The following is a 13,843-nucleotide window of genomic DNA, read 5'->3' as shown; positions in this document are numbered from 1 at the left end:
GCTGGGGCCGCGCCAAGGCGCTTGGATGCCTCCGGCGGCCCGCACGCGCACGCGGTTTTTGTCGCCTGTAACGAACGCGGCTTTTTTTTATGAAAATTTTCTCAATGCCCTGTTTTTCCGGGCTTGAGAACCCCTTTCAACGCGCCCCCCCTCCTTGACGTGCTTCGCGCCCTGGGCTACCGTGGCGGCATCTGACCGTCTGCCCCTCCGGGGGGCCGGAGGCAGCCCGCGGCGCGGTGCCGCGGGCTGGGTATGTTGGGGTACTGTATGCAAAAGGACAAGCATATGAGGAACGGCACAACACTGCTTCTGCTGGCGGCGATGGCCCTGGCCGGCGCGGCGTGTCTGACGGCCTGGGGGGCGGGCTCTGCGGCCGCGGCTTCCCTGGAGGCCACGGACAGCGGCGCGCCGTCGGCCATGGTCATCTTCCCGGTGGGCGAAAAGCCCAATCCCAAGGGCTCGGCCATGAAACCCGTGGTCTTCAATCACCTGATCCACGAGAAAAAAATCGAAAACTGCGAGTCCTGCCACCATACGGGCGATACGGTGGCTTGTACCACCTGTCATACGGTGGGAGGCAAAGCCGAGGGCAATTTCATCACCCTTGAGCGGGCCATGCACGCCACGAACATCGCCCAACGCCCCAAGGGCGAGAATACGCCGCAGAGTTGTGTGAGCTGTCATGAGCAGCAGCTCAAGCGCCGGGAATGCGCGGGCTGTCATGTTCTTGTAAAACCCAGGCGCGACGCGGCCTGGTGCGCGTCCTGCCATAATGTGACGCCCGCCATGACCAATGCCCAGTTGCAACAGGGCATTGCCGGGGAGCTGCCCGCTGAAGAAAACGAGGCCCTGGCCGCGAAAACCGTGCTGGCCCAAAAGCCCGTGCCCTATCTTGCGCCCAAGGATGCTCCGCTCAAGGTGGTCATTGGCGAGCTGGCCAAAGAATACAAGCCGACCCTGTTCACCCACCGCCGCCATCTCAATTCGCTGATGGAGGGGATCAAGGACGACAAGCTGGCCCAGGCCTTCCACACCCGGCCGGAAACGCTCTGTGCGGCCTGCCATCATTACAGCCCGCTTTCGGCCACGCCGCCCAAGTGCAGCAGTTGCCACAGCGCGACCATTGATCCCAGGCATCCGGAGCGCCCGCAGCTCAAGGCCGCGTACCATCTGCAATGCATGGGCTGCCACACGGCCATGAACGTCGGTCGTCCCAGGAGCACCGACTGCACAACCTGCCATAAACGCGCCGATTAGTAGGGAGAAGGCATATGAATCGCAGAAAATTCCTGACTATTCTGGGAAGCGCGGGCGTGGTTTCGGCACTGGGCACGGCCAAAGTGGCCAAAGCCGCCTCCCATACCTTTCCGTACTATGAAGAAAGCTACGGCGTGCTGCACGACACGACCCGCTGCATCGGCTGCCGCCGCTGTGAAGCGGCCTGCAATAAAGTGAATCATCTGCCCAGGCCGGCCAAGCCCTTCACGGATCTCTCAGTCACGGAAACCCGCCGCCGCACCACGGCGTATGAATGGACCGTGGTCAACAAGTACGAAATGAACGGCAAGCCGGTTTTCCGCAAATTGCAGTGCTTCCACTGCAATGATCCGGCCTGCGCCTCGGCCTGCTTCGCCAAATGTTTCCAGAAGCTGCCCGACGGCACAGTGGCCTATGACGGCTCGCAATGCGTGGGCTGCCGCTACTGCATGGTGGCCTGTCCTTTCTATGTGCCGGGCTTCCAGTATGACGAGGCCTTTGATCCCCTGGTGCAAAAATGCACCTTTTGCGAGCCCCGCCTCAAAGAAGGCAAACTCCCCGGTTGCGTGGAAGCCTGCCCGGTGAATGCCCTGACCTTCGGCAAGCGCAGCGACCTGATCAAAGCGGCCCGCGCGCGCATTGCCGACAATCCCGGCAAGTATGTGAATTATGTCTACGGCGAATGGGACGCGGGCGGCACAGCCTGGATGGTTCTGGCTCCTGCCGCGGGCACGGCCGAAGCCGTGCGGCCCAACAACGCGGCCGACGCCGGGCCGGCTCTGGAGCAACTGGGCCTGAACACCCATCTGGGCAAGCAGCCCATGGGCGAACTGACCTATGGAGCCCTGGGCGCGGTGCCCATGATCGTGGCCTTCTGGCCCGTGCTCTTCGGCGGGGCCTACGCCATCAGCAAGCGCCGCGAGGCCGTGCACAAGGCCGAACAGGACCAGGTCGTCGCTCAGGCCAAAGAAGACGTGACCGCCGCCGTGGACGCCGCCGTGCGCAAGATTGAGGAAACCCAGGGCCCGGGCGCGGCCGAAACGGCCCGCAGGGCCATGGCCGAGGCCCTGAAAGCCAGGGAAGCCAGGACGGCGCATCCTGACGGACACGGGGAGGATAAGTAAATGGAAAACCACGGCATCGTCATTCCCACCAAAGACAAGCTGTTCAATCTCGATCCGCTGCTGCGCCGCACGCCGGGCAATATCATCACCTGGATCATTCTGGCGGTGGGCCTGATCATCACGGTGATCCGCTTCACCATGGGCATCGGCTCGGTCACCAATCTGGACGACAATCAGCCCTGGGGCCTGTGGATCGGCTTTGACCTGCTCTGCGGCGTGTGCCTTGCGGCGGGCGGCTACTTCACAACCGTGGCCTGCTATGTAATGGGCATGAAGCAGTTCCACTCCGCGGTGCGCCCGGCTGTGACCACGGCCTTTCTGGGCTACGCTTTCGTGGTCGTGGCCCTGCTCTACGACCTCGGCCATCCCTTGCGCCTGCCGTACATGTTCTTCTTTCCCGGCACCACTTCCGTGCTTTTTGAAGTGGGCCTGTGCGTGGCCACATACGTCACCGTGCTTTTCATCGAATTTTCCGTGGCGCCCATGGAGTGGCTGTCCCGGAGATTCCCCTTCCTGCTCTCCTGGCACAGCCTGGTGAACCGGGCCACGATTTTGCTGACCATCTTCGGCGTGACCCTCTCCACCCTGCACCAATCCTCGCTGGGCGCACTCTATCTGATTGCGCCGGAAAAACTGCATCCGCTCTGGTACTCCCCCTTCATGCCCATGTTCTTCTTCGTCAGCTCCATGGCCGCGGGCGCGTCCATGGTCATTTTTGAAGGCATGTTCGCACACAAGGGCGTGCATCAGTACATGGACGCCACGCATCTGCGCGAGGCCGACGGGGTCGTCTTCAGTTTCTCCAGGGCCGCCTCGTTCATCCTCTTCGCCTATTTCATGCTCAAGCTTATCGACATGCTGGTGCAGGCCAACATCCCCTACCTTTTCTCAGGCTACGGCATGTGGTGGCTGGTGGAAATGCTCTGCTTCGTGCTCTTGCCCGCCCTGCTCTACGCCAAGGGCGCGCGCGACCAGAACCTGTGTCTTTGCCGCTTTGCCGCGGCCAACACGGTGCTCGGCATTGTGCTCAACCGCTTCAATGTCTCCATGATTGCCTTCAATTACAATCTGCCCTCGGCGGAGCGCTATTTTCCGAGCATCTGGGAAATCTGCATCTCCATTTTCGTGGTGACCATGATTGTGACGGCATACCGCTTCATTGTGTATAACATGCCCGTGCTCTATGAACATCCCGACTTCAAGGATGCGCACTGAGCAGCATGATCAAACAGGCCCGCGGGGGCCGCGCCGGGCAGCGTAACACCGGCCGGCCCCACGGGAAGCGCGGCAGAAGCCGCCCGCATGACAGGCGTTGAAGCGCGCCGGCCCCCGGCTTTTTCAAGAGGAGATCACTATGGAATTCAGCACGTTCTATCAATACTTCCTGTATACCAAGAGCTGGGCGTACATCATGATGTTTGTGGTGCTGCCCGTCTATGTGCTGTACTGGAACTTCATACTCTATCCGGCCAGGAAGAAACGCAATAACAGTCCGAAGTAGAGCGTTTTGCTAATGAAATTAGCTAAACGCTCTGGCGACAGCGTTAGCTGGCGCCCGCGCCGAATGAGCGTCCAGACCGCGTTCTGGACGCGAAATGATGGCAGCGAAGTGATTGAAAATGGATATTTTCAATCAAAAAAATGCTCTAAGAGAGCATTGCAACGGACAGGGCGGGGCCGTCGCGCACAGGCAGGCGCAGCGGCCCCGCCTCCTGCACATTCCCCGCCTGCTGCCCCCCCCGCAGCGCCGCTCCCGGGTCTTTGGCCGGGCCACCCCGCCGGACTGATGGCGGCAAGCGGCGCGTGCGTCCCACGCGCTTGCCGTTCCGCCTTGAATGCTTATTCTACCTTGCAGTGAGGTTCAGCCATGTGTCTTGCCATCCCCGCCCAGATCGTGGAGCTTCAGGAAGAAGGCATGGCCCGCGTGCGCGTGGGCGAAAGCCATACTTTTTTGACGGCCTCCATGATGCTTTTGCCCGAACCGCCGCACGTCGGCGATTATGTGATAGTCCATGCCGGTTTTGCCATGCATACCCTCAGCCCTCAGGAAGCGCAGGACAGCCTGGCTGCTCTGCGCGAACTGGCTGAAGCCATGGAGGGCAGCCCGGCGCAGTTCTAGAATATTTTTTGGGCGCAGCACGCACGTTCCTGCGAAGGCTGCCCCTGTGACCTTCCCGGACTGACGACAAACTCCGCTTCGCGGATTTTGTGCTGCCGGGCGGAAAGGCGCGCAAAGCGATCGTGTACGGGCGCGGCGCAGCCGCGACCTGCCCGCATTTTTCCTGGCTGCCGACTTTGTCCGCAGCCTCAAGAGGCCGCATATCAGGGCTGACGCATCGTATGCGGCAGCCGGGACATTCACCTTTGAGATGATTTCCTAAAAAATTCATTTTAAATTTCAGATAGTTGTAATGCAATTTTCATTAAAGGCGTGAATATCTCCGGCAGCCCTGCTTCTTGACTTTAGACCCGTCTTTGCCCACACTAAAGCGATTTTTCCACCGCATATCCACGGCCCTTGAGCCGGAAACAGCCGCCGGGAGCCAGCATGAGCGACTATAAAAAGACGTTGAATCTTCCGCACACCGCCTTTCCCATGAAGGCCAATCTGGCGCAGCGCGAGCCGGAACTGCTCAAAAAATGGGCTGAAATCCAGGCCGGCGAGGCCATGATTGCCGCCTCGGGCAGCCGGGGCGACTATGTGTTGCACGACGGTCCCCCCTATGCCAACGGCCATATCCACATGGGCACGGCGCTGAACAAGATTCTCAAGGATATTGTGGTCAAATCGCGCAATATGCAGGGTTTTGCGGCGCGCTATGTGCCCGGCTGGGACTGCCACGGGCTGCCCATTGAGCATAAGGTAGAGCAGGAACTCAAGGCCAAAAAAAAAGAACTGCCCGCGCATGTGGTGCGCAAGCTCTGCCGCGAGTATGCGGCCAGATGGATCAACATCCAGCGCGAGGAATTCAAGCGACTGGGCGTGTTCGGAACCTGGGAAAAGCCCTATATGAGCATGGATCCGGCCTATGAGGCCACCACGGCCCGCGAACTGGCGGACTTTGTGGAAAAAGGCAACGTGATCCGGGCCAAGAAACCCATTTACTGGTGCTGCTCCTGTCACACGGCCCTGGCCGAAGCCGAGGTGGAATATTACGACCACACTTCCCCCTCCATCTATGTGCGTTTTCCCCTGCCCGATCCGGGCCTGAAGAAAATCTTCCCCCAGGCCGATCCCCAGCGGGCCTTTGCGGCCATCTGGACAACCACGCCCTGGACCTTGCCGGACAATATGGCCATTTGCCTGCATCCGGAATTCAGCTATGTGCTGGTGGAAGCAGGGGGAGCCCAGTACCTGCTGGCCGAAGAGCGCCTTGCGCCCTGCTCCGGCCTTTTCGGCCCGGATCGGCCCACAATTCTGGGCCGGGCCACAGGCGCGCAACTGGAAGGGCTCATGGCGCGCCATCCTTTTTACGACCGCCCCTCGCCCCTGATCCTCGGCCCGCACGTTACCCTGGACACAGGCACCGGCTGCGTGCATACCGCGCCGGGGCACGGTCGCGAGGACTATGAAGCGGGCCTGAAATACGGCCTTGAGATCTACTCGCCCCTGGACGACGCGGGCCGCTTTTTGCCCGCCGTGGAATTTTTCGCGGGCCTCACCGTCACCGAGGCCAACCCCAGGGTCATTGAAAAGCTTACGGAAGTGGGCGCGCTGCTGCATGAGGACACGATCAGCCACTCCTACCCGCACTGCTGGCGCTGCAAGCAGCCGGTGATCTTCCGGGCCACGACCCAATGGTTTATCAGCATGGAAAAGAACGAGCTGCGCGGCCGGGCCCTGCAAAGCATTGATCGCGCGGTGCGCTGGATTCCGGCCTGGGGACGGGACCGCATTTACAATATGATCGAATCCCGGCCGGACTGGTGCATCTCGCGCCAGCGCCAGTGGGGCGTGCCCATCCTGGCCCTGCTCTGTGAGGATTGCGGCGAGGCCTGGAACGATCCGGCCTGGATGCGCGACATGGCCGCGCGCTTCGCCAGCCATCCCACGGGCTGCGACTACTGGTACGAGACCGATGTGAACGAGATCGCGCCCAAAGATCTCGTGTGCCCGCACTGCGGCGGCCGCCGCTGGAAAAAGGAAACCGACATCCTGGATGTCTGGTTTGATTCCGGCACCAGCTTTGCGGCTGTGCTGGAGGAGCGCCCGGAACTGCGTTACCCGGCCGATCTCTATCTGGAAGGCTCGGATCAGCACCGGGGCTGGTTTCACAGTTCGCTGCTGGTTTCCGAGGGCACGCGCGGGCAGGCCCCCTACCGCGCGGTGCTGACCCACGGCTATGTGGTGGACGGCGAAGGCCGCAAAATGTCCAAATCCATCGGCAACGTCATTGCCCCGCAGGAGCTCATTGAAAAATTCGGAGCCGAAATCGTGCGCCTCTGGGTTTCCTCGGTGGAGTACCGCGAGGACATCCGCATTTCGGATCAGATTCTGGGCCGCCTGGTGGACGCCTACCGGCGCATCCGCAATACCTGCCGCTTCATCCTGGGCAACATCGACGGTCTGGCCCCGGCGGACCTTGTGCCCCTTGAGGATTTGCTGCCCCTGGATCGTTTTGCCCTGGACACGGCCGCCCGCGTGCACCAGCGCGTGCAACAGGCGTACGCGGAATTTGAATTTCACAAGGTCTACCATACTCTGCACAAGTACTGCGTCACGGATCTTTCCTCCGTGTACCTGGACATCCTCAAGGATCGTCTCTACGCTTCGGGCGCGAGCAGCCGCCAGCGCCGCTCGGCCCAGACGGCCCTGTATCATATTCTCTGCTTGCTGCTGCGCGACATGGCTCCGGTGCTCTCTTTCACTGCCGAGGAAATCTTCAGCCATCTGCCCCCTGCCCTGCATGGACCGCAGAGCACGGTCTTTGCGCTGCCCCCGGTCAATGTGCAGCCCTGGCTGCTGGACGAAGGCCACCGCGACGACTGGAACGTGCTGCTTGCCGTGCGCGGCGCGGTGACCAAAGCCATTGAGCCCTTGCGCCGCGACGGCGTGGTGGGGCACTCCCTGGACACCCGGGTGACGCTCTATCTGGCCGACGAGCTGCGCCAACTCCTGCAAAGTCTGGGCACGGATCTGCGCGCGGTCTGCATTGTCTCCCAACTGGAGACGGCCCCGTTGGACGCGGCCCCGGGCACGGCCCTGAGGGATGCGGACGTGGCCGGGCTGGCCATCGGCGTGGAAAAAGCCCGCGGCGAAAAATGTGAGCGCTGCTGGATTTACAGTACGGAGCTGGGCGGCGATCCCGCGCATCCCACGCTCTGCCCGCGCTGCGCGGCAGTGCTGCGCGAATTTCCGACTCTGGGGGGCGACGGGGAGCACGCTGCCCGATGAAACGCCGTTACCGGATTTTGTTCGGCGTGGCCGCGCTGGTCATGGTCCTGGACCAGCTCAGCAAGTGGTGGGTCATGGCCACTGTTCCCGTGCACCGGCCCGTGGTGGTGATTCCCGGTTTTTTCGATCTGATCAACATCCGCAACCGGGGGGCGGCCTTTGGCTTTTTGAACCGCTCGGACATTGAATGGCAGTTCTGGCTGTTTCTGGCAGCCACCACCGTGGCGGCCTGGGCAATCATCGCCCTGGCGCGCAGCGCCGACGACGAGCCCTGGCTGTTCGCGGCCCTGGGCCTGGTCTTGGGCGGGGCCCTGGGCAATCTCGCGGATCGCCTGCGTTTCAGGGCAGTGGTCGATTTTCTGGATTTTCATGTGGGCGACTGGCATTGGCCCGCCTTTAATGTGGCGGATACGGCCATCTGCCTGGGGGCTTTTCTGGCCTGCTTTGTTCTCTGGCGCAAGCCGCCCGCGCCTGCGGCGGCCGGCACGCAAACGTCCGGCAAGGGAGGAAGCGCGGCATGAGCTTCGCGTGGTGGCATCCTCTGGTGGCGCTGATCCCCATGCTCCCCAGTTTCTGGAGCATCTGGCACATCTGGGATCATGAGTTCGAAAGTCCGCAACAGCGCGCGCTCTGGCTGGTGCTGGTCGTTTTTCTGCCGGTACTGGGCGGCCTTGTTTATCTTTTCACGGGCCGCAAAAAAGCCCTGAGAAAAATTCAACGCTGAAACGAGGAGAGCATGAACACATTCCGTTCTTCCCATCTTCTGCCCCTGGTCTGCGCCACCTTGTTTTTGGGCGCCTGCGTGCAGAGCGGCTCAGGCAGCGGCAGTCTGGATCTGGATCAGCGCGTGCAGCAGCACGATATGCAGCTGCGGCAAATGCAGCCCGCCCAGGCCGATACCTGGAACCAGCTGCAGGCCATGCGCCAGGAGCTGAACACGCTCAAAGGTCAAATGGACGATTTGCAGAATGCGGGCGGCGCGCGCGCCCTGGTTGAGCGGGTCAACCGGCATGACGCCGCCTTGCGGCAGGTGGAGAGCAGCATGGCTCTGAATCTCAACCTGGGCGATCCCATGCCCGCAGCCCCGCTCGCTTCCTCCGCAGCCGCGCCCTTGGCGGTCCCTCCCGCAAGCCCCGTGGGAACGCCCATGACCGGCGCTACGGCAGGCCAAGCGGCACAAGGCAATTACGGCCTGCCCGAGCAGGGAACCTACGGCCAGCCCGCGGGCGGCAGCGGCTATGCCCCGGCCGCGGGTCAGGCCCAGCCCGCCCAGGCTCCGAGCGCAGCCACCTGGGGCCAGCCTTCGCCCCAGCCTGTGCTTCAGGTTCCGCAAAAAGACATTTCCCTGGCGCTCTTTGACGCCGGAGTCAATGCCTTCAATGCCCGCAACTATACGGAAGCCCAGCGCTCTTTCTCGGACTTTCTGAAAAATTACCCAAGCCACAATCTGGTGCCCGACGCCCAGTACTATCTGGCGGAATGCCACTTCCAGCGCAACCAGTTCGCGGACGCGGCCCTGGCCTATGACACGGTGATCAAGAAATATCCCAAATCCACGCGCGCGCCCGGCGCGTATCTCAAGCAGGGCATCAGTTTCAGCAAGCTGAACCAGGGGGCCGCGGCCAAAGCCCGCATGCAGGAGCTGATTAAAAAGTACCCCACCTCGCCGGAAGCCGCGCGCGCCAAAACCTTTATGAAAACCAACAAGTAAGCGGCATTTTTTGACGCCAGGGCAGAGCATTGCGGCCGTGTTGCGGGCGGCAATGCCCGCTGGCTGGAGGATGCGCGGGCGCGACACCCTGCGGGGGGCGCGAATTCATTCCGGAATTACAGGCAACCTGCGGCACGGCGGCGCAGTCGCCGGCCAGAGGCCGAAAGGGGAGCAGACATGGCAGCGAAACAGGCTCAGCCGACTGTCTATAAGTTATTGAGCGCGGACATGCGCCAGGGGCTGAAAAATATTTATCAACAAATTTCCACGGCCTCCGGCGATCAGGCCGTGCCCGCGCCGGAAACCGACGCCCTCTTTCATGAAGCCTCGGATCAACTGGGCGAGGTGCTCAAAGCGACGGAAACGGCCACCATGAATATCATGGAGATCGTGGAAAAGCATCTTGATCTGCAGGCAGAGAGCGCGGAACTGCTGGCCGCCGTGCGCGAGAACACGGCCACGCCCGACCAGACGGCCCGGCTTGTGGAGATCAACCGACAGCTCGGCGCCGATCTGACCAGCCTGCTGACCGCCCTGAGCTTTCAGGACATTACAGGCCAGCGCATTAAACGAGTGGTGACGGCGCTGAACAAAATTGAAGACAGCGTGGTGGAACTTTATGTCTCTTCAGGCCTGATCATGGACGGCGCGGAAAAACACCCGGACAAGGACGCCCTGGCCCTGCAAAGCGAAGCCCAAAAAGCCGTGCAGGATTTTCGCCAGAACCGCAAAGTCACATCCACGCTCAAAGGGCCGGACAAAAACGGCGTCTCCCAAAGCGCCATTGACGACATGCTGGCCCAGTTGGGCATGTAGGAAAACGCCATGAGAGAAAGTACAAGACAAGCTCTTTGGCAATAGCTTGTCTTGCTGTTTTCATCTTCACAGTTTTTTTACGCGGCTACTGGCTTGAACAGAAACAAAGCCTGCATAAGGATGAAGCCTTCACTTTTTCAACGATCTTTTGCAATGTTTGGTCCCACAGTGGAGTGGACACCTCCCAGACCTTCGGCTCCCGGCGCATACTGTTGGCCGCAGACCTGACAGCGGAGGGCGGCGTCAAGTTTTTCGCCGCAAGTGCAGACCCAGCCGCGTTGGCGGGCCGGGTTGCCGAAAACCAGGGCATGATCCGGCACATGGCGGGTGACCACGGCACCCGCGCCCACAAAGGCGCATCGACCCACAATCAGGCCGCAAACAATCACGCAGTTGGCTCCCAGGCTGGCCCCCTGCCGGATTAACGTGGGCCGGGCCTGATCCATTTTTTTGATTTCTGCGCGCGGATTGAAGACATTGGTAAAAACCATGCTCGGCCCGCAGAAAACGCCGTCCTCCAACGTCACATGGCGGTAGACGCTGACATTGTTCTGCAATTTGCAGTTGTCGCCCACCACTGCGCCGTTATCCACAAAGACGTTTTGGCCTATATTGCAGTTTCTGCCGATCACGGCCTCGCTCATGACATGGCAGAAATGCCAGATCCGTGTGCCTGCGCCGATACGCGCGCCCGCTTCGACGCAAGCTGTGGGATGCACGAAATATTCCATGCGCAACGCTCCAAGCATAAAAGATCGTATGCTTCGCAGGGCGATCCGACCCGAAAGGCGCGCCGGGCCCGACGCGTACTGCGGGCATTAGCGCCGCCATTTGGCCGCGTACGGCGTGAATGCCGGAAAAACCCGCGTTGGTTAAACAGGTTCCTGATTGAAGCCGGATCCGTTCCGGCGGAAGACGCGCGGCCGCGCCCTTGTCTTACTCCCTGTGGCCCAGGCGGCAGTGCTGGGGGGTGAAGCGCAGGTGCACTTCCCGGCCTGTTTCAATGGATTCGTAAATGGCCATGATCAGTTCCAGGCTGCGGCGGCCCTCCAGGCCGTCCACGAGCTGATGGCCGCCGTTTTCCAGGCAGGCCAGCACATGCTCGTAATAACTGCGGTGGCCGAAGCCGTACACATCAGGCGGATTCACGGAAAAGCGCCGCATCACCTCCTGATCCTCGGGCAGAGGCGGATCGAAATTCCAGGTCTCCATGCGGTTCACCGCAAAACCGCCGATCACCACGCTGCCTTTTTCGCCCAAAATCGAGAGCGAGCCTTCCAGATCTTTGGGGCGCGCGGCCGTGGTGGCTTCAATAATGCCTAGGGCCCCGCTGCGGAACTTGAGCACAACCACGGCCGTATCCTCGGCTTCGATGTTCACGAGTGCGGTGCGGCTTTTGGCGAACACGCTTTCCACGTCGCCCAGCATCCATTCCAGCAGATCCACATGATGGCTGGCCTGATTGGTCAGCACCCCGCCGTCCATGCTCCAGGTGCCGCGCCAGGCGTCCTGATCGTAATAGCTTTGCGGTCGGCACCAGCGCACGCGCACCGTGCCCATGACGATTTTGCCGAAGCGCCCGGCCTCCAAAGCTTCGCGCGTTTTCATGACCGGCAGGTTGAAGCGGTTCTGCTTGATCACGAAGAGTTTGACGTGGGCCTTGTCGCAGGCGCGGATCATGGCGTCCGCATCGTCCAGGGTCAGGGCCATGGGCTTTTCCACCAGAATATGCTTGCCGTATGGGGCCAGCTCCAGGGTATGACGGGCATGGTTGCCGCTCTCGGTCAAAATGCTCACCGCGTCGATCTGCGGGCCGAGGTTGCGCATCATGTCGTGCATGCTGGTGAACCAGGGCACGCCCCACTCCTCGCCCCGGGCTCTGGCTTTTTCGGCATTCACGTCGCAGACGGCGGCCAGCGCGGCTCCGGGAATTTGACCTCCGCCCAGCAGCTCGCAGTGACGCTTGGAAATGCGGCCGCAGCCCACCAGCGCGAAATGCAGCATCTTTATTCTCCTTGATGTTGGCGGGCCAGAGCCGCGCGCAACGCTTCCGCGACGCGTTCCTGCGTGGCGGCGTCCAGATAGGGGTGCATGGGCAGGGAAAGCACGCGCGCAGTCACATCCCGGGTCACGGGAAAATCCCCGGGAGCGTAGCCCAGCGCGGCAAAGGCCTTTTGCGTATGCAGGCCTTTGGGATAGTTGACGGCCGTGGGGATGCCCTCAAGCGCGAGTTGGGCCGCCAGGGCGGCGCGATCCGTGCCTGCGGGCAGCAGCACGCTGTACTGAGCCCAGGTGCTCCGGCCCGGCGCCGGCGGCGGCGCGGGCAGGTCCAGGCCCGGCACATGGGCCAGCAGACGGCCCCAGCGGGCCGCCACCTCCTGGCGCTCATCCAGCTCTTGCGCGAAAATATCCAGTTTGGCCAGCAGGATGGCCGCCTGAAGGGTGTCCAGACGGCCGTTCATGCCCAGGCGCACGTTTTCGTTTTTATGATCCGCGTCGATGCGGCCGTGATAGCGCAAAGAGTCGATCAGCGCGGCCAATGCCGCGTCATCGGTGAACACGGCCCCGCCGTCGCCGTAGCACCCCAGGGGTTTTGCCGGGAAAAAGCTCGTGGTTGCGACGTCGCAGCCGCAGGCGCAGAGCGCCTGCTCCCTGTAACGCCCTCCAAAGCCCTGGGCCGCATCTTCCAGCACCTTGAGCCCGTGTGCGCGGGCCACGCGGAGAATTTCGACATACTCAGCCGGGCGGCCGAAGAGATCAACGGCGATGATCGCGCGCGGCCGCAAACGGCCTTCCACGGCCTGCCGGGGCAGGGGATGCAGGGAAGGATCGCCTTTTTCCAGGGCCGCCAGGGCCTGTTCCAGATGGGAGGCGTTCAGATTGAAATGGCGGTCAATGTCCACGAAAACCGGTGTGGCCCCGGTGCGGGCAATGCTTTCGGCCGTGGCAATGAAACTCAGGGCCGTGGTCAGAACCGCGTCGCCCGGGCCCAGGCCCCAGGCCAGCAGCGCCAGGTCCAGAGCCGCGCTGCCCGATGCGCAGCCCAGGCAGTACCGCGCGCCGCAAAAGGCCGCGAGCCTTTCTTCCAGCTCGCGCACCTCAGGCCCCATGATGTAGCGGCCGTGGCGCAGCACTGCGGCAATGCGCCTTTCCAGAACCGGCCTGATGCGCGCCTGCTGCGCGTCAAGATCAATGAAGTGCATGGCATCCACCGTGCTTGCTTGTGCTGTGGGCGATGTGGCCCGGCAAGGAGGCCTCTCCGTTCCGGGCATGGAAAATAACACATTTCAAATGCAATCTACATGCCGGAATTTGCTTGGGGCGTGTGCCCTTGAAACTACACTTGGCCCGCGGACAATGCAAGGCCAGTCCCAGGGAAAGCAGGTTTTTTCCCGGCATGAGAATGGGGAAGGCTAGAGCAATTTGACTTTTATTTTATTTAGAAATCGTTTAGATTGCAGAGATGAAATTTGCATCTGAAGAAATCCGAACCAAGGCTGTTCATGCGTATCTTGATGGAAAAGCAACAGCCAGGCAATT

At 61.6% G+C, this 13,843-nt stretch carries 13 protein-coding genes; 10 read left to right on the top strand and 3 right to left on the bottom strand.

All coding sequences use genetic code 11. The features are described from left to right. Positions 1-285: 285 nt before the first annotated feature. From G7Y51_RS04605 to G7Y51_RS04560, 10 genes are all read left to right on the top strand, one after another. Positions 286-1,257, top strand: coding sequence for a cytochrome c3 family protein (locus tag G7Y51_RS04605; protein ID WP_165175207.1), 972 nt, complete (start codon positions 286-288; stop codon positions 1,255-1,257). A gap of 14 nt (positions 1,258-1,271) precedes the next feature. After that, complete coding sequence (gene hmcB, locus G7Y51_RS04600; protein WP_165175206.1) at positions 1,272-2,381, top strand: sulfate respiration complex iron-sulfur protein HmcB; 1,110 nt, start codon at positions 1,272-1,274, stop codon at positions 2,379-2,381. Further along, positions 2,382-3,596 (top strand): sulfate respiration complex protein HmcC, encoded by a 1,215-nt coding sequence (hmcC, locus tag G7Y51_RS04595; RefSeq protein ID WP_165175205.1) that lies wholly within the window; start codon positions 2,382-2,384, stop codon positions 3,594-3,596. It begins immediately after the preceding gene. Positions 3,597-3,735: 139 nt separating this feature from the next. Next, positions 3,736-3,882: a hypothetical protein gene (locus G7Y51_RS04590; protein ID WP_165175204.1), complete on the top strand. Its 147-nt coding sequence runs from the start codon at positions 3,736-3,738 to the stop codon at positions 3,880-3,882. A 366-nt stretch (positions 3,883-4,248) separates the two neighbouring features. After that, complete coding sequence (locus G7Y51_RS04585) at positions 4,249-4,500, top strand: HypC/HybG/HupF family hydrogenase formation chaperone (RefSeq protein WP_165175203.1); 252 nt, start codon at positions 4,249-4,251, stop codon at positions 4,498-4,500. Between the two features lie 429 nt (positions 4,501-4,929). Beyond that, positions 4,930-7,776: an isoleucine--tRNA ligase gene (ileS, locus tag G7Y51_RS04580; RefSeq protein WP_165175202.1), complete on the top strand. Its 2,847-nt coding sequence runs from the start codon at positions 4,930-4,932 to the stop codon at positions 7,774-7,776. Further along, the gene (gene lspA, locus G7Y51_RS04575) at positions 7,773-8,297 is read left to right on the top strand and encodes a signal peptidase II (RefSeq protein WP_165175201.1); all 525 of its coding nucleotides are present in this window, start codon (positions 7,773-7,775) and stop codon (positions 8,295-8,297) included. The genes ileS and lspA overlap by 4 nt, the downstream gene beginning before the upstream one ends. Beyond that, positions 8,294-8,500 carry a PLDc N-terminal domain-containing protein gene (locus G7Y51_RS04570; RefSeq protein WP_165066535.1) on the top strand — a complete coding sequence of 69 codons (207 nt, stop codon included), beginning with the start codon at positions 8,294-8,296 and terminating at the stop codon, positions 8,498-8,500. The genes lspA and G7Y51_RS04570 overlap by 4 nt, the downstream gene beginning before the upstream one ends. Before the next feature lie 12 nt (positions 8,501-8,512). After that, on the top strand, positions 8,513-9,487 hold the full coding sequence (ybgF, locus tag G7Y51_RS04565; protein WP_165175200.1) for a tol-pal system protein YbgF: 975 nt from the start codon (positions 8,513-8,515) through the stop codon (positions 9,485-9,487). Between the two features lie 177 nt (positions 9,488-9,664). Continuing rightward, the gene (locus G7Y51_RS04560; RefSeq protein WP_165175199.1) at positions 9,665-10,303 is read left to right on the top strand and encodes a protein phosphatase CheZ; all 639 of its coding nucleotides are present in this window, start codon (positions 9,665-9,667) and stop codon (positions 10,301-10,303) included. Positions 10,304-10,440: 137 nt separating this feature from the next. Here the strand turns inward: G7Y51_RS04560 and G7Y51_RS04555 are convergent, their stop codons facing one another. From G7Y51_RS04555 to G7Y51_RS04545, 3 genes are all read right to left on the bottom strand, one after another. Continuing rightward, positions 10,441-11,034, bottom strand: coding sequence for an acyltransferase (locus G7Y51_RS04555; protein ID WP_165175198.1), 594 nt, complete (start codon positions 11,032-11,034; stop codon positions 10,441-10,443). A gap of 205 nt (positions 11,035-11,239) precedes the next feature. Continuing rightward, positions 11,240-12,307, bottom strand: coding sequence for a Gfo/Idh/MocA family oxidoreductase (locus G7Y51_RS04550; RefSeq protein ID WP_165175197.1), 1,068 nt, complete (start codon positions 12,305-12,307; stop codon positions 11,240-11,242). 2 nt (positions 12,308-12,309) lie between these two features. Continuing rightward, the gene (locus G7Y51_RS04545; protein ID WP_165175196.1) at positions 12,310-13,506 is read right to left on the bottom strand and encodes a DegT/DnrJ/EryC1/StrS family aminotransferase; all 1,197 of its coding nucleotides are present in this window, start codon (positions 13,504-13,506) and stop codon (positions 12,310-12,312) included. Between the last annotated feature and the right edge of the window lie 337 nt (positions 13,507-13,843).

The sequence above is a fragment of the Desulfovibrio sp. ZJ369 genome (assembly GCF_011039085.1).
GTDB lineage: Bacteria > Desulfobacterota > Desulfovibrionia > Desulfovibrionales > Desulfovibrionaceae > Desulfovibrio.
The sequence above is the reverse complement of the archived record's forward strand: the minus strand, read 5'-3'. Positions and strand labels throughout refer to the sequence as shown.